The organism is Tolypothrix sp. VBCCA 56010 (genome assembly GCF_050875635.1).
GTDB lineage: Bacteria > Cyanobacteriota > Cyanobacteriia > Cyanobacteriales > Nostocaceae > Hassallia.
In genome coordinates this window covers 14,322-38,609 of record NZ_JBPAOH010000067.1, presented here as the reverse complement: position 1 = coordinate 38,609, position 24,288 = coordinate 14,322, and the positions used below count along the sequence as shown (strand labels likewise).

23 protein-coding genes and 1 pseudogene are annotated in these 24,288 nt (G+C 42.5%); 12 read left to right on the top strand and 12 right to left on the bottom strand.

What is annotated here, in order from left to right; all coding sequences use genetic code 11:
• The 3 genes and pseudogenes from AABK37_RS21970 to AABK37_RS21960 form a co-directional block, all read right to left on the bottom strand.
• Nucleotides 1–330: pseudogene (locus AABK37_RS21970) on the bottom strand (hypothetical protein); the annotation flags it as partial.
• A 28-nt stretch (nucleotides 331–358) separates the two neighbouring features.
• Complete coding sequence (gloA, locus tag AABK37_RS21965) at nucleotides 359–793, bottom strand: lactoylglutathione lyase (RefSeq protein ID WP_039743379.1); 435 nt, start codon at nucleotides 791–793, stop codon at nucleotides 359–361.
• 248 nt (nucleotides 794–1,041) lie between these two features.
• Nucleotides 1,042–1,878 carry a LolA family protein gene (locus AABK37_RS21960; RefSeq protein WP_432553652.1) on the bottom strand — a complete coding sequence of 279 codons (837 nt, stop codon included), beginning with the start codon at nucleotides 1,876–1,878 and terminating at the stop codon, nucleotides 1,042–1,044.
• Between the two features lie 318 nt (nucleotides 1,879–2,196).
• On the opposite strand from AABK37_RS21960, the gene eno reads away from it, so the two are divergent.
• Complete coding sequence (gene eno / locus AABK37_RS21955; protein WP_432553651.1) at nucleotides 2,197–3,483, top strand: phosphopyruvate hydratase; 1,287 nt, start codon at nucleotides 2,197–2,199, stop codon at nucleotides 3,481–3,483.
• A 228-nt stretch (nucleotides 3,484–3,711) separates the two neighbouring features.
• On the opposite strand, the gene AABK37_RS21950 is transcribed toward eno, so the two are convergent.
• The 3 genes from AABK37_RS21950 to AABK37_RS21940 all read right to left on the bottom strand — a co-directional run bounded on the left by AABK37_RS21950 (nucleotide 3,712) and on the right by AABK37_RS21940 (nucleotide 5,615).
• Nucleotides 3,712–4,152 (bottom strand): aspartyl protease, encoded by a 441-nt coding sequence (locus tag AABK37_RS21950; protein WP_432553650.1) that lies wholly within the window; start codon nucleotides 4,150–4,152, stop codon nucleotides 3,712–3,714.
• Nucleotides 4,153–4,327: 175 nt separating this feature from the next.
• The gene (gene argC, locus AABK37_RS21945) at nucleotides 4,328–5,386 is read right to left on the bottom strand and encodes an N-acetyl-gamma-glutamyl-phosphate reductase (RefSeq protein ID WP_432553649.1); all 1,059 of its coding nucleotides are present in this window, start codon (nucleotides 5,384–5,386) and stop codon (nucleotides 4,328–4,330) included.
• Nucleotides 5,387–5,441: 55 nt separating this feature from the next.
• Nucleotides 5,442–5,615 carry a hypothetical protein gene (locus AABK37_RS21940; RefSeq protein ID WP_432553648.1) on the bottom strand — a complete coding sequence of 58 codons (174 nt, stop codon included), beginning with the start codon at nucleotides 5,613–5,615 and terminating at the stop codon, nucleotides 5,442–5,444.
• A 74-nt stretch (nucleotides 5,616–5,689) separates the two neighbouring features.
• Between AABK37_RS21940 and ribBA the strand changes: the two genes are divergently transcribed.
• Genes ribBA through AABK37_RS21925 form a run of 3 tightly spaced genes read left to right on the top strand, consistent with a single transcriptional unit; the run spans nucleotide 5,690 to nucleotide 7,942 of the window.
• The gene (gene ribBA, locus AABK37_RS21935) at nucleotides 5,690–7,393 is read left to right on the top strand and encodes a bifunctional 3,4-dihydroxy-2-butanone-4-phosphate synthase/GTP cyclohydrolase II (RefSeq protein WP_432553647.1); all 1,704 of its coding nucleotides are present in this window, start codon (nucleotides 5,690–5,692) and stop codon (nucleotides 7,391–7,393) included.
• A 14-nt stretch (nucleotides 7,394–7,407) separates the two neighbouring features.
• Complete coding sequence (locus AABK37_RS21930; RefSeq protein WP_432553646.1) at nucleotides 7,408–7,608, top strand: hypothetical protein; 201 nt, start codon at nucleotides 7,408–7,410, stop codon at nucleotides 7,606–7,608.
• Complete coding sequence (locus AABK37_RS21925) at nucleotides 7,589–7,942, top strand: type II toxin-antitoxin system PemK/MazF family toxin (protein ID WP_432553645.1); 354 nt, start codon at nucleotides 7,589–7,591, stop codon at nucleotides 7,940–7,942. The genes AABK37_RS21930 and AABK37_RS21925 overlap by 20 nt, the downstream gene beginning before the upstream one ends.
• Before the next feature lie 158 nt (nucleotides 7,943–8,100).
• Here the strand turns inward: AABK37_RS21925 and AABK37_RS21920 are convergent, their stop codons facing one another.
• Both AABK37_RS21920 and AABK37_RS21915 read right to left on the bottom strand, forming a co-directional pair.
• Nucleotides 8,101–8,679 carry a Uma2 family endonuclease gene (locus AABK37_RS21920; protein WP_432553644.1) on the bottom strand — a complete coding sequence of 193 codons (579 nt, stop codon included), beginning with the start codon at nucleotides 8,677–8,679 and terminating at the stop codon, nucleotides 8,101–8,103.
• 96 nt (nucleotides 8,680–8,775) lie between these two features.
• A complete protein-coding gene (locus AABK37_RS21915) occupies nucleotides 8,776–9,606 on the bottom strand; it encodes a peptidoglycan recognition protein family protein (RefSeq protein WP_432553643.1) in 831 nt (276 codons plus the stop codon).
• Between the two features lie 385 nt (nucleotides 9,607–9,991).
• Here AABK37_RS21915 and metH point away from each other — a divergent pair, with 385 nt between their 5' ends.
• Both metH and AABK37_RS21905 read left to right on the top strand, forming a co-directional pair.
• Nucleotides 9,992–13,546: a methionine synthase gene (gene metH, locus AABK37_RS21910; RefSeq protein ID WP_432553642.1), complete on the top strand. Its 3,555-nt coding sequence runs from the start codon at nucleotides 9,992–9,994 to the stop codon at nucleotides 13,544–13,546.
• 296 nt (nucleotides 13,547–13,842) lie between these two features.
• Entirely contained in the window at nucleotides 13,843–15,705 is a 1,863-nt protein-coding gene (locus AABK37_RS21905) for a GmrSD restriction endonuclease domain-containing protein (RefSeq protein ID WP_432553641.1), read from the top strand.
• Between the two features lie 303 nt (nucleotides 15,706–16,008).
• Here AABK37_RS21905 and AABK37_RS21900 read toward each other — a convergent pair whose 3' ends face one another.
• Nucleotides 16,009–17,043, bottom strand: a complete 1,035-nt coding sequence (locus tag AABK37_RS21900; RefSeq protein WP_432553640.1) for a hypothetical protein — start codon at nucleotides 17,041–17,043, stop codon at nucleotides 16,009–16,011.
• A 128-nt stretch (nucleotides 17,044–17,171) separates the two neighbouring features.
• Here AABK37_RS21900 and AABK37_RS21895 point away from each other — a divergent pair, with 128 nt between their 5' ends.
• Nucleotides 17,172–17,327 (top strand): hypothetical protein, encoded by a 156-nt coding sequence (locus tag AABK37_RS21895; RefSeq protein ID WP_432553639.1) that lies wholly within the window; start codon nucleotides 17,172–17,174, stop codon nucleotides 17,325–17,327.
• Between the two features lie 144 nt (nucleotides 17,328–17,471).
• Here the strand turns inward: AABK37_RS21895 and AABK37_RS21890 are convergent, their stop codons facing one another.
• Nucleotides 17,472–18,116, bottom strand: coding sequence for a Uma2 family endonuclease (locus AABK37_RS21890; RefSeq protein ID WP_432553638.1), 645 nt, complete (start codon nucleotides 18,114–18,116; stop codon nucleotides 17,472–17,474).
• Between the two features lie 38 nt (nucleotides 18,117–18,154).
• Between AABK37_RS21890 and AABK37_RS21885 the strand changes: the two genes are divergently transcribed.
• From AABK37_RS21885 to AABK37_RS21875, 3 genes are read left to right on the top strand one after another with little or no spacing between them, the layout of a single operon-like run.
• On the top strand, nucleotides 18,155–18,748 hold the full coding sequence (locus AABK37_RS21885) for an ATP-binding domain-containing protein (RefSeq protein ID WP_432553655.1): 594 nt from the start codon (nucleotides 18,155–18,157) through the stop codon (nucleotides 18,746–18,748).
• Nucleotides 18,749–18,778: 30 nt separating this feature from the next.
• Entirely contained in the window at nucleotides 18,779–19,060 is a 282-nt protein-coding gene (locus tag AABK37_RS21880; protein WP_432553637.1) for a hypothetical protein, read from the top strand.
• Nucleotides 19,057–19,473 carry a type II toxin-antitoxin system VapC family toxin gene (locus AABK37_RS21875; protein ID WP_432553636.1) on the top strand — a complete coding sequence of 139 codons (417 nt, stop codon included), beginning with the start codon at nucleotides 19,057–19,059 and terminating at the stop codon, nucleotides 19,471–19,473. The genes AABK37_RS21880 and AABK37_RS21875 overlap by 4 nt, the downstream gene beginning before the upstream one ends.
• Nucleotides 19,474–19,600: 127 nt before the next feature.
• Here the strand turns inward: AABK37_RS21875 and AABK37_RS21870 are convergent, their stop codons facing one another.
• Nucleotides 19,601–21,001, bottom strand: coding sequence for a carotenoid oxygenase family protein (locus AABK37_RS21870; protein ID WP_432553635.1), 1,401 nt, complete (start codon nucleotides 20,999–21,001; stop codon nucleotides 19,601–19,603).
• Between the two features lie 122 nt (nucleotides 21,002–21,123).
• Here AABK37_RS21870 and AABK37_RS21865 point away from each other — a divergent pair, with 122 nt between their 5' ends.
• Entirely contained in the window at nucleotides 21,124–21,762 is a 639-nt protein-coding gene (locus tag AABK37_RS21865) for a histidine phosphatase family protein (RefSeq protein WP_432553634.1), read from the top strand.
• 47 nt (nucleotides 21,763–21,809) lie between these two features.
• The gene (locus tag AABK37_RS21860) at nucleotides 21,810–22,937 is read left to right on the top strand and encodes a succinylglutamate desuccinylase/aspartoacylase family protein (RefSeq protein WP_432553633.1); all 1,128 of its coding nucleotides are present in this window, start codon (nucleotides 21,810–21,812) and stop codon (nucleotides 22,935–22,937) included.
• Between the two features lie 133 nt (nucleotides 22,938–23,070).
• On the opposite strand, the gene AABK37_RS21855 is transcribed toward AABK37_RS21860, so the two are convergent.
• On the bottom strand, nucleotides 23,071–24,153 hold the full coding sequence (locus AABK37_RS21855) for an ATP-dependent 6-phosphofructokinase (protein ID WP_432553632.1): 1,083 nt from the start codon (nucleotides 24,151–24,153) through the stop codon (nucleotides 23,071–23,073).
• Between the last annotated feature and the right edge of the window lie 135 nt (nucleotides 24,154–24,288).

The following is a 24,288-nucleotide window of genomic DNA, read 5'->3' as shown; positions in this document are numbered from 1 at the left end:
TGGGCAATGGGCATCGGGCAATGGGCAATGGGCATCGGGCATTGGGCAATGGGCATCGGGCATTGGGCGGGGAAACCCCGCCCCTAGTGTCTCCCTTGTCCCCCTTGTCTCCAAGGAGTCCCCCTGTCCCCCTGTCTCCCTTGTCTCCCTTGTCTCCCCTTCAATATTCATCTGTGCTTTTAATGGCAAGCATGTCTGGACAAATGTCGTGATAATACTTACCGCTACAATCCAATAAAACTTTCGTCGATTGCTGATAATTTTGCAACCGACTAAGTTCTCAACCGACAACTTTTGAGAATAAATTCTTTGCCGCAGACATTGCTTCACGCGAAATCTCACCTATGTAACAACATAATTACTGAGTTACAAGTTTTTCTTGTGACTCCTGTTTCGCATTTGAACCCTGAGTACCCAGTTGAATAAGTTCTACTTTGTACCCATCTGGATCTTCGACAAAAGCAATTACCGTTGAACCGTGTTTCATCGGTCCTGGTTCCCGGACTACTTTCGCGCCAGTATTTCTGATTTCGTCACAGGTAGAGTAAATATCATCGACTCCTAAGGCAATGTGACCGTAAGCATTACCTAAGTCATATTTTTCAACACCCCAGTTGTAGGTTAGTTCTAGCACTGTATTGTCTGATTCGTCACCGTAACCGACAAAAGCGAGGGTAAATTCTCCACCTGGATAATCTTTTCGTCGCAATAATTTCATTCCCAGGACATCGCAATAAAATTTCAAGGATTCTTCGAGGTTGCCGACGCGTAACATTGTGTGTAGTAAGCGCATAATTTTTTGGTGATTGCTTCTTTACCGATTTTAAATGGGGATGCTGCTAACTTTCACAAATACCAATTTACGAAAATCATCATACATATATGTATGGGCAGGGAAACCCTGCCCTTTGCAAATTATTTGTATCACCCATAAAGTGAAATGGTATTACGCACAATTAGGAGAAAATAAACCGCAGAGGACGCAGGGGACGCAGAGGAATAGGAGTTTAAGAGAGTTTCTGGGCTCATTCCTTTAAGTGTTTAAAAGGGGCTGATGGAGAGGGATTTGACTTTTTTTGCACCTTTTGGTGGCGAAAATGTGAATGTTTGCGGGGTTAGGGCAGGATTTGCGGTTCTATTGAGGATTTTTTCGGCAATCAAAATGTCTAATCCTTGGGATTTGCCTGATATTTGTAATTGCTTGAGAGTAGCAGTTTGTGGCTGGACGAAACCGCTAAAGGTTAATCCTTCTTTGCTAGCTGTGTAATTGTAGACATAAAAAGATTCGCCTTCAACTGTGCGTTGATCTGCTTTCAAGTCCAAATTGGGGGTCAAGCCAATTAGTTGCAAAATTTCTTTATCTGATAATTGACCGCGAGCAAGAATTTTTCTGGTATCATTGGGGATTTGCAGAAATAGGGAGGAGGACATGCCAATTAAAAAGTAATCATCTGACTTGCCAAAATTATCGTAGGAAGTTACAGCGTATTGTTTTGAGTCTGGTTTGTAAATTGAAACTTGTTTACCATCGGAAATGACCAGAGTAGGAGGTTTGGGTTGTTCTCCTTCTCGTGTAAAAGTAATTTCCGAGCGAAATTTGCCATCAGACTGAGCGATAGTTTTAACTTGCGCGTAAATGGTGAAATCAATGCCTTGATTTTTACCACTCATTAAAATTTGCGACTCAGTTTGATAGCGATCGCTCTGCAAAAAACCAGTAATAGTTTTAGCTAGTAAAGATATATCTACTGCTGTAGCTTGACTCAATTGTGTAGCAGAAGTTACTTGCAGTTTGTCAGAGGCTTGTATTGCATTCGCTTTTGGCATCACCAAGGCAACAATACTCAAAGCCGTAATAGTCATGAGAATAGGTTTCATAAGCAATTTACAATTCAGTGGCAAACAACCTCATTTTTACGATCTGTTTTGTAATATTTATGTTCCATATATTTGTATCATTAAGTGCCAATTTTGACTAAAAGTGGAGAATAATTGATGTAATGATTTTATAATATGCACTGTATTCATACTTAGCGCTAGCTAGAATCAAAGCAGGCAGCGCCGACAAGCAAATGTCTAGAAAACTTGTTAAATCTGAGCGTATAAAGTCCCGGAAACGCCTATGCTAGATCGTCGGAACCAATAGGCTGTTTGTTTGTGCGGCAAAAACGCTTTCATCTAAAGGACGAAGAAAAGATGATTAACATAGATACTGCTATTGAGGCGATCGCTGCTCGTGAAATTCTCGACTCTCGCGGCAGACCGACAATTGAAGCGGAAGTGCATTTGCTCAACGGTGCTGTAGGATTGGCACAGGTTCCTAGTGGCGCGTCTACAGGCACTTTTGAGGCGCACGAACTGCGGGATGGCGAAAAACATCGTTACGGGGGCAAAGGGGTACTCAAGGCGGTGCAGAACGTCAAGGAGGCACTTGCGCCGAAGTTAATCAACATGGATGCACTGAACCAAGAACTGATCGATCGCACGATGATTGCTTTAGATGGTTCGGCGAATAAATCCAATTTGGGCGCGAATGCGATTTTAGCAGTTTCTCTAGCCGCCGCCAAAGCTGGTGCCGAATCTCTAGGAATTCCCCTATATCGCTATTTAGGTGGACCTTTGGCAAATTTGTTGCCGGTACCGTTGATGAATGTAATTAACGGTGGGGCACACGCTGCAAATAATGTGGATTTTCAAGAGTTTATGATTGTCCCCATTGGTGCGTCTTCTTTCCGGGAAGCTTTGCGTTGGGGTGCGGAGGTATTTGCTACCCTCAGCAAGGTGTTGGATGATAAAGGTCTACTGACCGGCGTGGGGGATGAAGGCGGTTTTGCCCCTAACCTAGAGTCGAATCAGGTTGCTTTAGAATTGTTGGTGGCAGCGATTGAGAAAGCTGGTTACAAGCCAGGTGAAGAAGTCGCTTTGGCTTTGGATGTGGCAGCGAGTGAGTTTTACAAGGAAGGACAATATGTCTATGACGGTAAACCTCATTCCCCAGTTGAATTTGTTGATTATTTAGGGCAATTAGTCAATCAATACCCGATTGTATCGATTGAGGATGGGTTGCATGAGGAAGATTGGCAAAATTGGCAGTTACTGACTGAGAAAATCGGTTCGCATACTCAGTTGGTAGGTGATGATTTGTTTGTAACTAACGCCACACGCTTACAAAAAGGCATTGAGCAAAAATCCGCTAACGCCATTTTGATTAAACTTAATCAAATTGGTTCGTTAACAGAAACTTTGGAAACGATTGATTTAGCGACTCGCAACGGTTTCCGGTCAGTTATCAGCCATCGTTCAGGTGAAACTGAAGATACGACTATTGCCGATTTAGCTGTCGCAACTCGTGCCGGTCAAATTAAAACCGGTTCTCTGTGTCGCAGCGAACGAGTAGCAAAATATAATCGCTTGCTGCGAATTGAAGATGAATTAGGCGATCGCGCTATTTATGCCGGTACTGTAGGCATGGGACCGAAGTAGAAACTAGAAACTAGGGATTAGGGACTAGGGAGTAGGGATTAGCAAAGAGATTATTGACATGGATCTGTTTGTTCCCAGTCCCCAGTCCCCAGTATTTGTAGGGTGCGTTACGGATTTCATCCGTAACGCACCCTACGTATATTTATTCGCATAAATTGTCGGTAATCTAACTTCTCACGACTGATTTAAGACTGATATATTATGAATAATAACCGCTATATTTAATCATCATAAAATTGAATGGTAAGTATCCTTACCAGTCTCAGGCAGCAAGATTAATCGCTGATTAATTACATCAGGTTGCAATCCTAGTTCTTCAAGTGGAATTACACCCAAAAGTATATCCTCTCCACCTGGTAATTCAGTACAGGTGAATTCACCTTTTCTTCCTTCTAATGTTAGACTTACGCGCTTAAAAAGACGTGTTTTACAGATACCCGCTGCGGTTTTAACATCTATTTCTCCGGCAAGCGGTAAGCCTAACTGAACAATAATTTTTGCTGGTAGACAAAGACGGGTTGCGCCTATATCAACTAAAACATTATTTAGAGTAATAGAGCGAATTTGTTCGCTCAAAGTAAAACCCCGTTCTGCTAATATTTCATCGACTAAATTACTTACTGTAATTGTAGTAGTGATAATTCCCATCTTGTTACTAGATTTAGTCATGATTATGAATTCATGATTGATGAACTAGAGAGAAAGTAAATAGATTTTGTCAACAAAAATCATCAATTGTGGGCATCGAAGTAGAGTTAGGAGTTAGGAGTGATGAGTTATGAATTAAAAACTCCTGTACAGACGCGACATGTCGCGTCTCTACAATTTCTAACTCCTAACTGATTTAAGGATAAAATCCCAACTTGGGTAAGCCTAAGGTTTCATCCCAGCCCATCATAATGTTCATACATTGGATAGCTTGACCTGCCTGACCTTTAATTAAGTTATCAATTGCTGACATAACAATCACGCGACCGGTGCGCGGGTCAACTTCTAAACCGATATAACAAAGATTACTACCGCAAGCCCATTTTGTTTGGGGATATTCGCCTGTTTCGCAAATTCTCACCCAAGGAGAGTTACGGTAAAAGGCTCTAAAAATAGTAATTAAGTCGTCTCGCACTAAGCCGGGATCGCGGAGGGTGGCGTATACGGTAGCTAAAATACCCCGCACCATTGGGATAAGGTGGGGTGTAAATTGAATCATAACTTCATGCCCCGCCAAATCACTGCAAATCTGCTCAATTTCCGGGGTGTGGCGGTGACGGGCGACACCGTATGCCCCTAGAGAGTTGTCTGCTTCGGCTAGCAAGAAGTTGATTTTCGCTTGCCGTCCGCCGCCGGAGGTGCCAGACTTAGCATCGACAATGGCGGTTTCCGGGACAATTAAACCTTGCTTCAAAAGTGGCGAAAGTGCGAGGAGGCTGGCGGTAGGATAGCAGCCGGGACAGCCAATTAACTGCGCTTCAGATATGCGATCGCGATATAATTCTGGTAAGCCATAAACTGCTGTAGCAGCTGTGGCGTTATCGTTTCTCTGTTTGTTATACCAAGTTGTGTAAGTTGTCAAGTCAGTGAAGCGGTAATCTGCACTGAGATCGAGTACTTTACAATTTTTTTCCAACAGTTTTGGAGCCATTTCGCAAGCCAGACCATTTGGAAGAGAGAGAAACACCACTTCAGTGCGATCGCCGATAATTTCTGGATCTACCTCCTCAACTGGTAAATTAACTGCATGAGCCAAATGAGGGTAAAGTTCGCCAAACGGTTTGCCAGCGCTACTCTCGCCACCTAAATAAACAACTTCGACTTCTGGATGATCCATCAGTAGTCGAACTAGCTGTACTCCGCCGTAGCCTGACGCGCCAACAATGCCAACGGGTACGCGTCTTAAATTGCCCATGATATCAAATCCTTATCCGATGAATGATTAATTCGTTATTGGCTATCAACTATCATCAACTAAATGCGACCATTAGCGTTAGGTCAGTTATGCGATCGCTATGATTGAAAACTAAAGTGGGGGAGTGGGGGAGTGGGGGAGTGCAGGAGTGGAGGACAATTATTTCTCCCGATTCCCCCATCTCCCCCTCCCCCCATCTCCCCATCTCCCCATCTCCCCCATTCCCCATTCCCCATTAAAGGTTGTACAATCGAAAAGTAGGTTTTGTTAAAAAAATTTACGTTTGGTCGTTGGAAATACTCTGTGTCGCAGTCTCAGACCACATCCTCAACTTTTGAATTTGACTTGATTGATGCCGCTTTAGCAGACCTGAAAGCCGGTCGCTCTGTGGTGGTAGTAGATGATGAAAATCGAGAAAATGAAGGCGATTTGATTTGCGCTGCCCAATTTGCTACCCCGGATATGATTAATTTTATGGCGGTGGAAGCACGAGGGCTGATTTGTTTGGCAATGACAGGCGATCGCCTTGATGAACTTGACTTACCATTAATGGTAAGCAATATTACAGACACTAATCAAACTGCTTTCACTGTCAGCATTGATGCAGCTCCCCATTTAAATGTCAGTACTGGCATTTCCGCAGAAGACCGCGCCCGTACTATCCAAGTGGCGCTCAATCCAGCGACACAGCCTTCAGATTTACGTCGCCCAGGTCATATTTTCCCGATTCGTGCCAAGCAAGGCGGTGTATTAAAACGCGCCGGACATACGGAAGCAGGGGTTGATTTAGCTCGATTATCCGGGTTATATCCAGCTGGGGTAATTTGTGAAATTCAAAACCCCGATGGCTCGATGGCGCGATTGCCTCAGTTATTTGAGTATGCCTTACATCATAAGCTGAAAATTATTAGCATTGCTGATTTAATCAGTTATCGCCTGAAACACGATCGCTTGGTGTATCGCGATGTCGTCACGAAATTACCGAGTCAGTACGGCAGATTTGAAATTTATGGCTACCGTCATACCCTAGATAATACTGAACACGTAGCGATTGTCAAAGGCGACCCAGCTACCTTTAAAGATGAGCCTGTAATGGTGCGAATGCATTCAGAATGCTTGACAGGTGACGCTTTAGGTTCTCTGCGCTGTGATTGTCAATTGCAATTGCAAGCCGCTCTGAAAATGATTGAGCAAGCGGGTAAAGGTGTCGTAGTATACCTGCGACAAGAAGGGCGGGGCATTGGCTTGATTAATAAGTTGAAGGCTTACAGCTTCCAGGATATGGGACTGGATACAGTCGAGGCAAACGAGCGTTTGGGATTTCCCGCCGATTTGCGAGATTATGGTATGGGAGCGCAAATGCTGATGGATTTAGGCGTGCATAAGATTCGCCTAATTACCAATAATCCCCGGAAAATTGCGGGTGTTAAGGGTTACGGCTTAGAAGTAGTCGATCGCGTACCGTTGTTGATTGAGGCAAACGATTACAATTCTTATTATTTGGCTACAAAGGCGAGAAAGCTAGATCATATGCTGTTGCAGACGTATCTGGTAACGGTAGCGATTCATTGGCAAGATGACCCAGAAGCTGTAACGGAACGTTATGAACGTTTAGAGAAGCTGCGTCATTTAGCGAAAAGCCATGATTTATTGTTGCAAGAAGAAGCGCGTCCGTTAGCGATCGCTTTATTTGACAAACCATCTTTAACTGTACATTTGGGTTTCGATCAACCGCAACTAGCTGCACCTGATTGGTATCAGCAAAACAGTCATCCTTATGTACAGGCGATCGGTCAAATACTTGACAATTTGGCAAGTTTGCCTTATGTTGATAAGTTTGAATTTATGATTTCTCCAGGGATCGATCCTTTGAGTCATTTGCAAGTGCAATGCGATCGGCAAACCTTTCCTGATGGAACTTTACCTTCATCGATTTGTTGCGAACAACTGAAGACGCAAACAATTTATAGTTTTAGTCAAATGCAGTCCTTAGACGAAAGTAACTAACAATGGGAAATCCCATGAACATTCGTAAAGAACTAGAAAAGATAGTTGAGCAACTCAACGATGAGCAATTATCAGTACTGCTGGATTTAGCTGTTTCTCTGCAAAGTGGCAAAAAACCTGTTTATCACATAGAATCTCAAGCTTATCAAGATTGGTTAAGCGCTGAGAATGACATATACGACGAACTGTTTGCTGATGAACTTACAGCGCGGTGATGTGGTACTATGTCGGGTGCCAATGCCTTCGACTCAGTTTCAACAGCTTAAAATTCGCCCTGCTATAGTCGTTTCAACAGATCGGTTGAATCAAATTCTTGATGATGTAATGGTTGTGCCTTGCACCTTTAATACTAATCGTCCGCTAACAGCAACGCAATACTTGATAACGGAAGAGGAAATTACTGGTGCAGGTATTAGAGTTGAGTCTGTAATTCGCTGTGAATCAATTTTTACTTTGAACAAGACGATGATTATCAGAAAACTGGGTTATCTTTCGGCTGAAGCAATTAATCAGGTGAATGTTTGCCTAATGGAGGCTTTTGAATTATAAGTATTTTTAATATATATTTTTACCTGTTGTTAATTCACCTTGTTAACATTACTTAAGTAAGTCGGTGACGAAAATTCAATGTATATGAATAAATATAAATTCTCCGTGATTTGTTGCGAACAACTCAAGACGCAAACAATTTATAGTTTTGGAAAATCTTAACCCCATACAAAAAGTAAATCTAAGACAAAACCAGGTAATATATCTTCTCCAGATAAGCTTGTAGGAGACTCTAATACTTCTTTTTGTTGCCCTTGTCTATAAATTTCAACACGGCGAGTTTTTCTATCAATTAGCCAACCTAACTTTACACCTGCATTCATATATTCTTGCATTTTGGCTTGCGTTTCACTCAAACTATCCGATGGGGACATTAACTCCAACACAAAATCGGGAGCGATAGGAGGAAACTTTTCGCGTTGTTTTGATGTAAGTGCATTCCATCGTTCTAATTTTATCCAAGATACATCGGGGGAGCGATCCGCACCGTTGGGGAGTTTAAAGCAGGTGGAGGAGTCGAATACTTCTCCAAGTTTTGTTTGACGGTTCCAAATTATAAAATCCGCAGTCATCGATGCATTACATTTTCCTGTTTCTCCTCCGGTTGGTGACATTATAATTAGTTCTCCAAAAGCATTACGTTCAAATTTGACATCGGGATTATCACGGCACAGTTGATAAAATTGGTCGTCGCTAAGTTTGAGGACATTATTAAAGTTGATGGTAATTGCGGTCATAATGCTTATATATAAGTATAAAATTGCTTTGGGCAGCAAGCTAGGCTTTGATTTTAGCTTTCTTACTTCATTATTGCGTTCTTGGTTCCTGAGTCATTATTCACTTACTTGACGAAAGTTATGAAGTAAGTTGAGAAACTTCTCTCCATCAAAACTTCTGGGATCGATTCGTGTTTCGGAACGATCTACTAGACGATGGGTGGTAATGCGATCGTCTGGGACATCACTTTGAGCGATTAACCAAGCCAAAGAATAATATTGAGCTTCAGTGTAACCGCTATGAATTGGTTCTGTGTCAGTCCAACCGTCTGGTGGGGTTTCTAAAGAAACGTGATAAGCAAAGTTATTTACAGATGGTGGTAAATTCAAATTAGTTTTCACGCTTTCTGAACCGTTAGCACTATCAAATACTGAATTCGCTGCACCATAAGCGCGTTTATCTGGTGGAACTGTATAAATAACTGTTCCATCTAACTTAATCATCGCGTGGTAACTCGCTTGCACATTTTCGTCGGTATGAGGTGTTTGAAAAAAATTAATGGCGCTCTGAGCAGAATTAGAAGTTTCATGAAGTACTATAATCGGTAGATTGTTGACTTTTATGCCATTAACGTCTTTGGTATAACGCTCTCCGTAGTTGCTTGGATCTGCCCAAGCAATTTCATATCTGGGTCTGTACTTTGTAAAAGCCGCAGTGGTTTTGAATAGAGATTTGCGAGGATTTGCAGCGCTGCTTGGTTTGATCGGCGATCGCATTTGCGCGTTTGGATATTGACTCCAAGAAGCGATGCCTGCGGCGGGCTGCGCCAACGCACTTTCTGGTGTATTATTTTGCAATCGTGTAGTCCCAACAAGCAACGCCACAATCAAAGCGACGAATACCAGAGAAATTAGCATTACTCTGGTCGCCCAGTCCTTAAAGTTCATTATTTTATACTTAAATAACTAATGAAAATAATCTTAATATCTTGATTTTAATGAAAAATAGGTTAATAGAATACCAAAAATAAATAATAGGACTTACGCACTTCCTTCGTCGTCACCATTGAATTGACGTAGGGGCAATTCATGAATTGCCCCTACAAGACTTTAGTTTTGCATAAGTCCTAAATGAGTATCTACTATCAGTCTGCGCTTAGATAAATCTCAGGTGTCAAGCAAGTTGCTTTTCACTTCCTCAACTGTTACGCTTAATTTACACAATCTTTAAATATACTAAATCAAGGAAAAACCTTCCGAAGCGCGAGAAATTGAGGAAAATATTAAATTAAGTGGAGTATCACTCGACTTATGTAAATTCTTCTAGGAAAATATGACTCATTCCTTTCTAGAACGCTTGCACAGTCCAGACCATCCGGTTCTCGTCTTCGATGGGGCGATGGGAACGAATTTGCAAACGCAAAACCTCACTGCTGAGGATTTCGGTGGTTCTCAGTACGAAGGTTGCAACGAATATCTCGTCCACACCAAACCCGAAGCTGTCGCCAAAGTTCACCGCGATTTTCTCGCTGCTGGTGCAGATGTCATCGAAACTGACACTTTTGGTAGTGCCTCAATTGTACTTGCAGAATACGACCTTGCAGACCAAGCATATTACCTAAGTAAAACAGCCGCAGAACTAGCAAAGCGTGTCGCCGCTGAATTTTCCACCCCAGAAAAACCGCGATTTGTCGCCGGTTCGATGGGACCGACAACCAAATTACCTACCTTAGGACATATTGACTTTGACACAATGAAAGCGTCTTTTGCCGAACAAGCAGAAGGGCTTTGGGATGGTGGTGTCGATTTGTTTATCGTGGAAACTTGTCAAGATGTGCTGCAAATCAAAGCCGCGCTGAATGCAATTGAAGAAGTTTTTGCTAAAAAAGGCGATCGCCGTCCGGTGATGGTGTCGGTGACAATGGAAACTATGGGGACAATGTTGGTCGGGACGGAAATTAACGCCGTCGTCACCATTTTAGAACCGTATAAAATTGACATTCTCGGTCTGAACTGCGCTACCGGTCCAGACTTGATGAAACCACACATCAAATATCTCTCGGAACATTCGCCTTTTATCGTTTCCTGTATTCCCAACGCGGGTTTACCGGAAAACGTCGGCGGTCAAGCACACTACCGCCTGACACCGATGGAATTACGGATGTCATTGATGCACTTTGTTGAAGATTTGGGTGTCCAAGTGATTGGGGGTTGCTGTGGGACGCGTCCAGAACACATTCAACAAATGGCAGAAATTGCCAAAGACCTGAAGCCAAAAGTTAGACATCCGGAACTTGAACCAGCAGCAGCGTCAATTTACAGCACGCAACCCTACGACCAAGATAACTCGTTCTTGATTGTCGGCGAACGTCTCAACGCCAGCGGTTCTAAAAAATGCCGCGATTTGCTAAACGCGGAAGACTGGGATGGACTCGTTTCAATGGCAAGGGCACAGGTCAAAGAAGGCGCACACATCCTCGATGTCAACGTCGATTACGTGGGGCGTAATGGCGAACGAGACATGCACGAATTGGTTTCGCGCATTGTCAATAATGTTACGCTGCCTTTGATGCTCGACTCAACCGAATGGGAAAAGATGGAGGCGGGTTTAAAAGTTGCCGGCGGTAAGTGTTTACTGAATTCCACCAACTATGAAGACGGTGAACCACGCTTTTTGAAGGTGTTGGAGTTGGCGAAAAAGTATGGTGCTGGTGTAGTCATTGGTACTATCGATGAAGATGGAATGGCAAGAACTGCTGAGAAAAAATTCCAAATTGCTCAACGTGCTTACCGTCAAGCTGTAGAATTCGGCATTCCGGCGACAGAGATATTTTTTGATACGCTGGCGCTACCGATTTCTACGGGGATTGAAGAAGACCGGGAAAACGGTAAAGCGACGATTGAAGCGATTCGGCGGATTCGTCAAGAATTGCCGGGAAGTCATGTAATTTTGGGTGTATCGAATATTTCCTTCGGTTTAAACCCAGCAGCGCGGGTAGTGCTGAACTCAATGTTTTTGCATGAAGCGATCGCAGCGGGAATGGATGCGGCGATCGTTAGTCCTAACAAGATTTTACCACTTTCTAAGATTGAAGAACGCCATCAAGAAGTTTGTCGCCAGTTGATTAACGATGAGCGGAGATTTGAGGGTGATGTCTGCGTTTATGACCCCTTGGGAGAGTTGACAACATTATTTGAAGGAGTGACAACGAAACGCGATCGCTCTTTGGATGAAAGTCTCCCCATCGAAGAACGTTTGAAGCGTCACATCATCGACGGCGAACGCATCGGTCTAGAGGAACAACTGCAAAAAGCTTTAGAACAATATCCCCCCTTAGAGATTATAAACGTCTTTTTGCTCGATGGAATGAAAGTTGTTGGTGAATTGTTCGGTTCTGGGCAAATGCAGCTACCTTTCGTATTACAATCTGCGGAAACTATGAAAGCGGCGGTTGCTTTTTTAGAACCGTTCATGGAAAAGTCTGAATCAGGCAATAATGCCAAGGGAACGTTTGTTATCGCCACTGTAAAAGGCGATGTTCACGACATTGGTAAAAACCTGGTGGATATCATCTTGTCAAACAACGGTTACAAGGTGATTAATTTAGGGATTAAACAGCCAGTAGAAAACATCATTCAAGCATACGAAAAGCATCAAGCTGATTGTATTGCGATGAGTGGTTTGCTGGTGAAATCTACCGCTTTCATGAAAGAGAATTTGCAGGTTTTCAACGAAAAGGGAATAACTGTACCCGTAATTTTAGGTGGTGCGGCATTGACTCCGAAGTTTGTCAATGATGATTGTCAAAACACTTACAAAGGTAAAGTTGTTTATGGCAAAGATGCATTTTCTGACTTGCATTTCATGGATAAATTAATGCCGGCAAAATCGCAAGGACATTGGGATAATTTGCAAGGATTTTTGAATGAAGCTGTACAAGAGTCACAAAATGGGCATAAAGAAGTAGCAGAAGAGAAAGCCAAGGAAGAAACTGTTGAACCTAAGGTAATAGATACTCGTCGTTCTGAAGCGGTGGCAGTGGATATTGAACGTCCGACACCACCTTTTTGGGGTACGCAATTGTTACGCGGGAGTGATATTTCTTTGGAGGAGGTATTTTCTTATTTAGATTTGCAAGCTTTGATTGCGGGGCAATGGCAATTCCGCAAGCCGAAGGAACAATCTAAGGAGGAATATCAGGCTTTTTTGGATGAGAAGGTGTATCCGATTTTGGATAGTTGGAAGCAGCGAATTATTGAGGAAAATTTGTTGCATTCGCAGGTAATTTATGGGTATTTTCCTTGTCAAGCTGAGGGGAATAGTTTGTATGTTTATGATACGAACCGCGTTGGCGAAGCCTCTCGAAGAGAAGACGCGAAGGACGCGAAGGTAAGAGCTAGTTTTGAGTTTCCGAGGCAGAGGTCGTTGAGGAGACTTTGTATTGCAGATTTCTTTGCGCCGAAGGAGTCGGGGGTAATTGATGTGTTTCCGATGCAAGCGGTGACTGTGGGTGAGGTTGCGACTGAGTTTGCTCAGAAGTTGTTTGCCGCTAATCAATACACTGATTATCTGTATTTTCACGGTTTGGCGGTGCAGGTGGCGGAGGCTTTGGCTGAGTGGACGCACGCTCGAATACGGCGGGAGTTGGGTTTTGCGGCTGAGGAACCGGATAATATTCGCGATATTTTGGCGCAGAGGTATCGCGGTTCGCGGTATAGTTTTGGGTATCCGGCTTGTCCGAATATTCAGGATCAGTACAAGCAACTGGAGTTGTTGGGAACTGATAGGATTAATCTGTTTATGGATGAAAGTGAGCAGATTTATCCAGAACAGTCTACAACGGCGATTATTTGCTATCACCCGGTAGCGAAGTACTTTAGCGCGTAGTACCCCACCCCCTACCCCCTCCCCCTGCGCTTTTCGCCAGTCGCCTCAACTTTGGGAACCAAAGCACGGTGAGTCCACTTGGCTGTTGCCTATACCGTTCCGCCAAAGTGGCTCTCCCCTTGGGCGCTGGACTCACCGCGTGCAGGGAGGGGGATGTAAAAGTAAAGTGGGTACTGCCCATCTTCAAGAACTTAGTCATACGTATCAATGTAATTAAACTAACTTGATAAAAGTGGTTCGTTGAAGTTATGCTGACGCGGAATTTGGGAAAGATTATTATAAGTCTTTTCCAAATCATGCTACTCAAATCAACTAAAGAAGCTATGCCAGCCATTGCCAGCACTCAAAGCATCAGACAATCACTACAGCAAATTTTGCAAAGCACTAAAGAGGGAAAAACTCAGCTGCCAGATTTTCAGCGCAGTTGGGTTTGGAATGATGAGCAGATACTAAGCTTATTAGCTAGTGTTTCTCTCTCTTACCCGATTGGCGCAGTAATGATGCTGGAAACTGGCAATCCTGCTGTGAAGTTCAAACATCGCTTACTTGAAGGTGTTGCCCTTAGCTCAACAGCAAAACCTGAGTATTTAATTCTAGACGGACAACAACGCATAACCTCACTTTTTCAAGTATTGCTTTCACAAAAGCAAGTTAAAACTAAAGACGTTCGTGGGAAAGAGGTTCAACGCTGGTATTACGTTGATATTACCAAGGCGCTTGCTTTGAATTCTAACCGTGAACAAGCAATTATCAGTGTACCAAGCGATCGCATTATTAGGAATTTTCGTGGAGACATCCTCGCGGATTACTCAACAACAGAAAAAGAGTGTGCTGCTGAGGTTTTCCCTCTGCAACTTGTGTTAGACACTTTAGGGCAGAACATATGGATGCAGAAGTACTTACAAATTGACCCTGATAATATGCAAAACCGCCTTACCCTCTGGACTAATTTCCTTCAGGAGGTGATTCAACCCTACCAGCAGTATCAAGTGCCGATTATCCAGTTGAGTAAAGAAACACCGAGGGAAGCAGTATGTCAGGTCTTTGAGAAGGTGAACACAGGGGGTGTTTTTCTCACAGTCTTCGAGTTACTGACGGCTACTTATGCAGCTGATGATTTTAACTTGCGAGAGGATTGGCTCAAGCGTGAGAAGAAACTGAAAAAGCTGTTGGTGCTGGGTAATGTTCAAAATACTGATTTTTTGCAAGCAGTGACGCTACTTGCTACTCGCGCTCATCAAAAGCAGCCACACGCTATCAGTTGTACTCGTAAAGACATTTTAAAACTCACGCTTAACGAATATAAGACTTGGGCTGATCAAGTTACTAAGGGATTTGAAAAAGCTGCCAAACTACTCCACACACAAAAGATATTTACTGCCAGGGATTTACCCTACCAACCTCAACTAACAGTTCTTGCAGCCATTTTTGCAGCACTAGGTGTTCAAGGTGATAATGCTGGGATAGCTGCGAAGTTGGCAAGTTGGTACTGGTGTGGAGTCTTTGGCGAAATTTATAGTGGTGCTATTGAGACGCGGCTTGCCAAAGACCTACCAGAAGTGCTGGCATGGACTAATGGTGGTTCTGAGCCTGATACCATCACTAGTGCTAATTTTGCATCAGCACGTCTTATAAATCTACGCAATCGTAACAGCGCTGCTTACAAGGGTTTATCTGCTCTTTTGATGCGTGATGGTGCTTTTGATTTTCGCACTGGGGTTGCCATCCAAACTGAGATGTATTTTGACGAAAAAATTGACATACATCACATTTTTCCCCAGAAATGGTGCAAGGATCAAAATATTAACCCCAGGTTATGGGACAGTATTCTTAACAAGACTCCACTATCGGCTAAAACCAACCGGATGATTGGGGGTAAAGCGCCTAGTATCTACTTGCCCAAGATTCAAAACCAAGCTGGCATTTCTCACACACAAATGAATCAGATTTTGCAAACCCACGTTATTGATCCAACTGCTTTACGTGGAGATGATTTTTATAATTTCTTAGCTATCCGAGAAAAAGCACTACTCAGCCTAATTGAGAAAGCTATGAATAAAATTCTTTCGCCTCATGTAAATCAAAGCACTGGCTCAAGCAATGAGGCAGAGGATATAGAGCTAGTTGAGTATGATGAGGACACAGACTATGATAAATAATTGAACAATTATTTAGTAGGTTGGGTTTAGTTCAACCCAACTATAGTCATCAAAATCACAACCTACCAGTTGTCTGGTTGAGAACTATAAACTGCTCTGGCAAAGATAATCCTGTTTTCTACAAGTTTGCGATCGCCTCTATAAAAAACTTAACGGTTAGCGCGTGAGCAAAAAGTGTATAAGCAGAATTATAAAGTGCGATGTACCTTTGCGCCTTTGCGCCTAAGAAAGCGGGTTCCGCCTTAGCGGTATGCGTGAGACAAATTCATATTTTCAATCAGCAACGCCACTTTTTCACTACATCTACACTCCTGAAGTAAGTTTTACAGCCCCTAAATTGACAGAAGGTAGATCTATACCACCTTCAGTCTTTGTTTGGTCGGAAAAACACAGATTGTTTATATTAACCAACTCAGTTGATGAACACGTTACGTCAGAACCGAAAATTGAGTAACCGTAAACTGTTTTACCAGGATTGAGAAGGGAGCTTGTTTTGATAACAACGCCACCTAGAGTTTGTCCGGCAGGTATTGTAAGAGCGGGGTTTTGGGCAGTTCCCGTCCCACCATCAGGAATATTGTTTAGAAAATAAGTCTGGGGAATTGGTGTGACGAGAGGAACTTTTCCCCATGAACCTGCTGGTATCATGACAACGGAACCATAAGCGATTGGTCTATTAGAAGAATTAACTTTTGTAATTGCCGCAATTCCAAAACCATCGTGTGCATTTACCGCACCTCTTTCTAACACAACAAAGCCCATATCATCACTAGCTTCGATAGGAGTATTCAAAACGAAGTCTACACGTTCAATACTGGCATTTCCGTTATAAAATCTGCCTTCAATGTTAGCTCCTGTATTTGTGAAAACGTTATCAAAGCCTGCTAATATGTTGTTTTTGGAAAAAAGTTGCTGTTCGGAAAGTGGACCCTTAGCCAAAAAGGTGAAGGTATTGTTCTCAGAGTCGAATGTACCAAAATACCAGGCTAACTGCCTGCGATCGGTATGCGGTTTGCGGCGAACGTATACTTTTGCGGGTGGAGCTTCGTTTATAGTGGCTTTTCCTCCATCAAAGTCTAAACTTGTAATAGATTGAATTAATCCCAAGAAGTTAAGCTGATAAGTACCTCCCTTAAATTCGCTGTCTCCGTTGACATTAGAAACCGAGTTAATAGGCGCAGCCGTTGTTTTGATTGTAATCTTCGTGATATCTTTAGTAATGGGTACAAGCTGCGCCACTACCTGATTGGAAAACAAATTAATAAATAACACCAAGAACAAGCTAAAAAATAAACAAATACCTACACTGGTACTCAGGCGATCGCGGAAATACTTCATAAAAACTTCAGTACTCCTAAATAGGTAATGATAGAAATAGTACATTATGGGTTGGGCAAAATCAATTTATGCAGGGTTGTGTTTGACCGATTTTTCGATTCTTATCCTATTTGTAGATTGCGGCTGAAATGATTGTATTATCAGCATTCCCACACCTAAAAGTGCAATTAGACTTCCTGCTTTTCGCCTTTGGGGGGCGGGTAGGCGATCGCACGCAAGCAGAATTTCTGACAACACACGCGATCGCCTCCGGGGGGCGGGTACGCCATCGCACATTCATGTAGCGTTTGGGAGGTAACTAGCGCACAGTTTTATCGGTTAGCTTTAGGCAGACAAAGATTAGTAGTTTTACTGATAAGCATAATTCATTTTGGCGATCGCCTGACCCACAACCAAAATTTAGGTATGCGATCGCACTTCATATATCATTACTGTTGCATCTGCTGTCGCACCCAAAGACGAAAAGCCTTGAGTGTTGCATTTCTACCTGCTGTTGTACTTTGCTCAAGATATAAAGGAATTACTTCTATCAGCGCAAATTTCGGAAAATTTAAGCTTGACTGAGACTCTACATAATTTCCATCTTGCAAGATATTAATTTGCAATTTGCCTTTCTCAAAACGCCAAAGTTCCGGAACTTTTAATGCTTGATAAATATTCGGATGAGTGCGTGAAGTTATATCAACTTCTAAGGCTAAATCTGGAGGGGGATCTACTGTTAAATCTAGTCGCTTCTTTCCACGAATCTTGGATTCATTTTGGATATAAAAACACTGGTCTGGTTCTATACCTTGAGCCATTGCTTTATTTTTGAAAGTGGTAGAACCAAGACATCTAAACTCAATATCGAGTTCTTCCAGAAGCGCTTTAACTAAATCGCTAATAATTTCTTTATCAGATTCATGTTCTGGCAATGGTGCCATAATTTCTAGTATTCCCCTGTCGTATGCAATTCTGGCTGCACGGTGTTCTCCTAAATCTTCGAGAATTGTTTTGAATTCTTGCCAGGTTACATCTTTGAGCAATACTCTTTGTCCTGGTGGAACTTGGATGCGCTTTAATTCCAACAACATCTTCTCCACTCCCAGTAGTTCATATCTAAGTTTAGGTTATTTCAGTTAAGCGCATTAATCTGTCTGCGACGGGGATTATTTGCGATCGCGCAGTAGCGAAGGAAGGAGAAGCACGTAGTACAAAACACCTACCACCTCCTTGCAAGCGAAGAGGGGGAGACTCAAAAAATAAAAATTGCCGTAATACTCAAAAAATACACGAATATGTTTTAAAATTTCACCCAGAATCGAATTCAACGTCATCTTTATGCCCATTAGGACAGGATGTAGAAATTCATAGTTATACAGACGATACTCAATTAAAAAATACACTTGGTCGTCTTCTTCATCGTCTAGTTATTAATGAGGCTTTTACCACAAAAGACATCGTGATTTTAACAACCACACGAAGACAATCACTTCAAAATCAGGTTGTAGGAAAATTTCGCATCAAAGCAACTCCTGATATCAATGGTCCTGAAATTCTCTGCAATACAATTCATCACTTCAAAGGGCTTGAGAGTAAAGTTGTTATTTTAATTGAAACTGAGTCTAATCCTCCAAATCACAAGCAATTACTATATGTTGGTGCTTCTCGCGCTCGTCATCACTTGATTATTCTCCGACCAAATGCTTCGGTGAACAGGCGTTAGCTATCCTAGAAATAAACAAGGGACAAGAATATGCAAGCTTACAAACTCAAAGGAAAAATCGACGACGCAGGTAATTTAGTAATTACCGAACCTGTGAAAATGCCACCTGGAGATGTGGAAGTGATTGTTTTGCAGGTAGTTGAGAGTGCGAGTTCCACAAATCCCAAAACTGAGTCACAACAAGAGAAACCAAAGAGAAAATCTAAGGTAAAATCACTTAGGGAGTTACTAGAAAATGCTCCTCCCGTTCCGCCTGACTTTGACCCGGAACAGGCGAGATGGGAAGGATTGAAGGAAAAATACGATTTGTGATAGTACTTCTAGATACCAACGTTATCGTAGACGTAGCCCTTGAACGTCAGCCTCATTTTGAGGCAAGTCAACAAGTATTATTACTAGTTGAGCAAGGTCAAATTGAAGGTTATATCTCAGCCTCAACCTTCAGCGACCTTTATTACATTATCCGCAAATCACGAGGTCGAGAATGGACAACAGATTTTTTGAATTGGTTGGTCACATATTGTCAAATTGCTATTGTCAATAAAGCAGTAATTAGAATGGCATTAACTGCCAACTTCAGAGATTTTGAAGATGCTATTCAATATAGCACTGCTGTAATTAATCAATTGGATGCAATTGTTACTCGCAATCGTCAAGATTTTCCGGTTACAACTTTGCGAATTCTTACACCTGATCAGTTGATTCAATTAACAAATTCTTCTTAAAGACATCTCTACTTTCTGGTTACTGGGCTGCTGCCTTGTAATCCGGTTAGTGGAGGCAGCAGCCCTCCCGGATATACGTTCCCACGCAGAGCATGGGAACGAGATTGCAGGAGATTGTGGTGTTTATTTACACAGAAGCGCTTAACTGTTCTTCACTCACCCATGCAGCGTGAAAACCGTAAGGCACACGTTGCGGAATTAACACCCGCGCTACAGGTTCGGCATTTACATCTTGGGCATTGACTACCACGAGTTCTGATGTATCCTCATTAGTATCGTGGACAAATGTCACCAGCCAGCCTTCATCTTCTGACGTTGCATTAGGACGAGGTGCAAATACCGCTTCACCGCCATAACGTCCTCGTCCGAAGTCGTGAGTTTGAGAGTTACCAGTGGTGAAGTCGTATTTAATTAAACCCTCGAACAAAGGCACGGAACTCTTCGCCATTTTACCAGCGTAGCCGTATCGGGTTTGATGCCCTAAGAAATTTTCATTCACGCGGGGGAATTCCGCAGCTACATCATCTAACATTTCCTCGCGCACCGCACCTGTGCTGAGGTTAAACCGCCATTGATGCAGACGGGGGATATCCCCTTGGGAATCAATGTGTGTGTCTTGGGGCAAAGCTAAGACGTTAGTTGAATTCATGCGACAGGCGATAAGCACTACTTCGTCGCCTTCTTCGTAAGCGTTGAGGGTATGAAAGACGTAGCAAGCGGGACTTTCAAACCAGCGGATATTGCTGTTGTCGCCGTGACGGGGGACAATACCAAAACGACTGGGGCGATCGCGCTCAAACATCATCGCCGGTTCTCCCCTCTGTGCCCGTTGCAGGCTAAATGTCAAGGGCAAATCCATAAAAATTGTATAATTTTCGGTGATGGCGAAATCATGCATCATGACTGCCATCGGTAAATCAATCGGTACTGTCCGCAATAATTCACCCGACGCAGAAACTACACTATATTGCAGATATGGTGGCGCGAACGAGTAACCAAAAAACATCATTTCACCCGTTACCGGATCTACCTTCGGATGTGCCGTAAAAGCAGATTTTAGCTGACCATTATAAGTATATTCACCAATTGTATCTAAATTGGGAACTTTGATCGCGTGAGGCGCACCGCCTTCCCACAGCGCTAAGAATTGACCTGCGTGCCAAGTTAGGGCAGTATTAGCAATATTCTTGGAGAAATTGTGGGGGTTATCTTTCTGTGATGGTTCTAATAAGCCACTCCAAACAGCTTTACCCGCTTCATGCTCAATTTTCCATCCTTTTGTTTGCACGTAGCGATTGCGATAAGTAGCTTTACCGTTGCTAATTCTTACACCATGCAACATTGCATCCCCATCAAACCAGTGATACTGACCAATGGGTGTCCATTGCGGGTTGGGACCATTTCGCACGAACATCCCTGATAAGTCGGGAGGTAGTTCACCGATGACTTTTAAAGTGTCAGTGGTGATTTCTTTGTGTACTGGCGCGAAGTTTCGATCAAGATAGGGATTGACTGCTGTTGTAACCATTTGTGAGGATAAGTGAATCTATTACTGGCACTTTGTTCAATATATTAGCGATCGCTTGTATTCTGGTTCTGGTTACATTTATGGATATCCGCCCTGCATAACAATCTCAAATCTAAAATCCCATGACTTTAACTCTTTATTTCCTCCGTCACGGACAAACTGAATGGAGTCGCAATAATGCTTTTTGCGGTTCGCTAGATCCAGAACTGACACCAGATGGCTTGGAAATGGCAAAGGCTTTTGCTTCTTCATACAGTTCTACTCCTTGGACGGCGATTTTTTGCAGTCCGATGCAGCGAACTTTGGCAACTGCAAGACCTTTGTGTGAAGCGATTGAAATGCAACCACAACTGCGGGATGGTTTAAAGGAAATTTACTACGGTAAGTGGGAAGGAAATACACCCGAAGCAGTAAGTAAAGAATTTCACGATGATTATATTCGCTGGTTAGCAGATCCGGCGTGGTATGCGCCCACTGGGGGAGAAATGGCTGTTGCGATCGCTTCTCGATCTACTCAGGTTATTGAAGAAATTAAGCAGCTTTATCGCGATGGCAATGTGTTAATTGTTTCCCACAAGGCTACTATCAGAATTATGCTGTGCAGTCTGTTAGGAATTGATGTGGGACGCTTTCGTTTTCGTTTGGGATGTCCGGTTGGGTCGGTTAGTGTTGTAGAATTTGGTTCGCACGGTCCTTTGTTGAGGGTTTTGGCCGACCGCAGTCATCAAGATGAGCGGTTGCGGAATTTACCGGGGACTTAAGAAGATAATCTCACGCAAAGGCGCAAAGGCGCAAAGAGTATAATAGGATGATTCCAGAGATTGTGACGATTAAGTTGCGTCAAATGGCTAGTGGTGATGTTTTATCGCTACAAGTTTACAAGTTTATTGGTGCTAATGCTGGTAATAAGGTTTACATTCAATCTAATCTGCATGGTGCGGAAATTGCTGGTAATGCTGTGATTCATCAGCTTATCGAGTTTTTACAGACGATAAATGATACTGATTTAATTGGGGAAGTTTGGCTGGTTCCGGTTTGCAATCCGATGGGGACTAATGAGCGATCGCATGTTTTTTCTTCTGGTAGATACTGCGTTTATGAAGCGAAGGATTGGAATCGCATTTTTTGGGATTATGAAAAGGAAGCTGATGATTTACTAGCTTTTGCTAAATCTCAACTTCATTTTGATATTGAGGTTGTCAGACAGAATTATCTCAGCAGAATTAAGGAGAAGTTTGGAGAACTTTTAGATAAAATTAATTCTCCTAGTAGCGTACCTTATACTGAGCGGTTTCGCTATCAACTACAATCTCTCAGTTTAGATGCAGACTACTTAATTGATTTACACAGTGCTTCAAATCAAGGCATAAATTATCTTTATTATTTCCGAAATCGCGAAGAAAGTGCTAAATACTTTTTACTCAAAGACGGATTTATACTTGATAAATATGATGGTGATGCTTTTGATGAAGCTTTTATCAAACCTTGGTTAGCGCTGGAAGATTGTTTTCAACAGCTTGGGAGAGAAGTTAAGTTTGATGTGGAAGCTTGGACGCTTGAACTGGGTACGGGAATGCAGATGATTCCTGATTCGGTGGCTAAAGGTGTGCGGGGTGTTAAAAATTATTTAATTAAAAAAGGTGTTTTGCAAATTAATTTAACTGAAAATGAAAATCTATCTCAAGAGATGAGTTTTAGGGCAAGAAGTAATGTGATAAAGTATTATGCTTCGGCAGGGGGAATGATTCAATCAAGGGTAAAATTGGGTAGTGAAGTTAAAGCTGGAGAACGACTTTATCAAATTCTCAGTTTTAATAAAGAGGGTAAGTTACCTGTTGTAATTGATGTCTGCTGCGAAGAAGATGGATTAGTTTATGATACTTCTAGCAATCAAGCTGTGAATGAAGGTGAGTTTGTGATGGGAATTATCAGTTAAATTGGGAATGGGGAATGGGTAAAACTATCTTACCAGACGTAGGGTGCGTTATCGCGGAACGCGTAACGCACCTAAATTATGAATGGTGCGTTAGCCTCCGGCATAACACACCCTACAATTTAAATTTATTAACTCAATCTCCTAAATAGATACCGATGCCACGAGCGGTTTTAACTAGAGTACCATTTGGATCGACAGCTCTATATTGAGCGATCGCTTCGGCAATTGGTACGCTGACAACTTGACGATTTTGCCACGTTACCATGCGATCATATTTACCCTCTGCAATCAGATTAACCGCTGCTACACCAAAAGCTGCTGCAACTAATCTATCTAAAGGTGAAGCTGTTCCACCTCGTTGAATATGTCCTAAAACGGTGACTCGTGTTTCTGCATTAATACGCTGGATAATTTGGTCGGCTAAATATTCACCAATACCACCATATCGAGATTGACCTAAGCGATTTGTAATTGTGACATTTACACCCTCTTGATTGCGAACTGCCTCAGATACAATTATCAAACAATAATTTTTGTTTTTCTCTTGCTGTTCTTTGATTCTTTGACAAATATGCTCAATTGTGTAGGGAATTTCTGGAATCAAAATTACATCGGCTCCCCCCGCAATTCCCGCTGCAATGGCGATGTGTCCTGCGTCACGTCCCATCACTTCTAAAATCATGACGCGGCTATGACTTGCAGCGGTAAAATGTAAGCGATCTAGTGCTTCGGTGGCAATATTTACTGCTGTATCAAAACCGATCGCATGTTCTGTAATCCCAATATCGTTATCAATTGTTTTGGGAATACCAACTAAATTTATACTACCTTGTTGTGCAAGCCGACGGAGAATTGCCAAACTACCATCGCCACCAATTCCAATTAAAGCATCTAAATTCAATTGGTGATAGCCTGCAATAATTTCATTAGAGCGATCGCATACACTTCCATCTGCCATCGGGAAGGCAAAAGGATCGCCTTTGTTAGTTGTTCCTAACATTGTACCACCAGCAGTTAATAGCGTATTAACTTGGTCAACTTCCAGTTTTGTGAATTGTGGAGGACGCACCATCAATCCTAAAGTCGCTTGCCGAATACCCAAAACCTCCCAACCATAAGTTCCCACAGCACAATACACTACAGCTCTGATTGCAGCATTTAAACCAGAGCAATCTCCACCACTAGTCAGAATTCCAATGCGTTTTGGTTTTCCCATATCTTTTATGACATTATTCTCCGAATAATATAATTAGTAGTAAATTAAACTTAAGTAAAGGCAATCGTCGAAACTTCCAGGGTGATTTTATGTTTGTTTTGTGTCGAATAAAATCAACTTACCATATATATAAAC

Bases quoted from the DNA above. Each gene is read 5' to 3' on its own strand.
- AABK37_RS21940 (WP_432553648.1), bottom strand. From the start codon at position 5,615: ATGGGGAATGGGGGAGATGGGGAGATGGGGAGATGGGGGGAGGGGGAG.
- eno (WP_432553651.1), top strand. From the start codon at position 2,197: ATGATTAACATAGATACTGCTATTGAGGCGATCGCTGCTCGTGAAATT.
- AABK37_RS21890 (WP_432553638.1), bottom strand. From the start codon at position 18,116: ATGTTGTTGGAATTAAAGCGCATCCAAGTTCCACCAGGACAAAGAGTA.
- AABK37_RS21905 (WP_432553641.1), top strand. From the start codon at position 13,843: ATGCTACTCAAATCAACTAAAGAAGCTATGCCAGCCATTGCCAGCACT.
- AABK37_RS21855 (WP_432553632.1), bottom strand. From the start codon at position 24,153: ATGGGAAAACCAAAACGCATTGGAATTCTGACTAGTGGTGGAGATTGC.
- gloA (WP_039743379.1), bottom strand. From the start codon at position 793: ATGCGCTTACTACACACAATGTTACGCGTCGGCAACCTCGAAGAATCC.
- AABK37_RS21870 (WP_432553635.1), bottom strand. From the start codon at position 21,001: ATGGTTACAACAGCAGTCAATCCCTATCTTGATCGAAACTTCGCGCCA.
- AABK37_RS21925 (WP_432553645.1), top strand. From the start codon at position 7,589: ATGAACTTACAGCGCGGTGATGTGGTACTATGTCGGGTGCCAATGCCT.
- AABK37_RS21920 (WP_432553644.1), bottom strand. From the start codon at position 8,679: ATGACCGCAATTACCATCAACTTTAATAATGTCCTCAAACTTAGCGAC.
- AABK37_RS21900 (WP_432553640.1), bottom strand. From the start codon at position 17,043: ATGAAGTATTTCCGCGATCGCCTGAGTACCAGTGTAGGTATTTGTTTA.
- AABK37_RS21895 (WP_432553639.1), top strand. From the start codon at position 17,172: ATGATTGTATTATCAGCATTCCCACACCTAAAAGTGCAATTAGACTTC.
- metH (WP_432553642.1), top strand. From the start codon at position 9,992: ATGACTCATTCCTTTCTAGAACGCTTGCACAGTCCAGACCATCCGGTT.
- AABK37_RS21880 (WP_432553637.1), top strand. From the start codon at position 18,779: ATGCAAGCTTACAAACTCAAAGGAAAAATCGACGACGCAGGTAATTTA.
- AABK37_RS21915 (WP_432553643.1), bottom strand. From the start codon at position 9,606: ATGAACTTTAAGGACTGGGCGACCAGAGTAATGCTAATTTCTCTGGTA.
- AABK37_RS21865 (WP_432553634.1), top strand. From the start codon at position 21,124: ATGACTTTAACTCTTTATTTCCTCCGTCACGGACAAACTGAATGGAGT.
- AABK37_RS21960 (WP_432553652.1), bottom strand. From the start codon at position 1,878: ATGAAACCTATTCTCATGACTATTACGGCTTTGAGTATTGTTGCCTTG.
- AABK37_RS21860 (WP_432553633.1), top strand. From the start codon at position 21,810: ATGATTCCAGAGATTGTGACGATTAAGTTGCGTCAAATGGCTAGTGGT.
- argC (WP_432553649.1), bottom strand. From the start codon at position 5,386: ATGGGCAATTTAAGACGCGTACCCGTTGGCATTGTTGGCGCGTCAGGC.
- AABK37_RS21930 (WP_432553646.1), top strand. From the start codon at position 7,408: ATGAACATTCGTAAAGAACTAGAAAAGATAGTTGAGCAACTCAACGAT.
- AABK37_RS21950 (WP_432553650.1), bottom strand. From the start codon at position 4,152: ATGACTAAATCTAGTAACAAGATGGGAATTATCACTACTACAATTACA.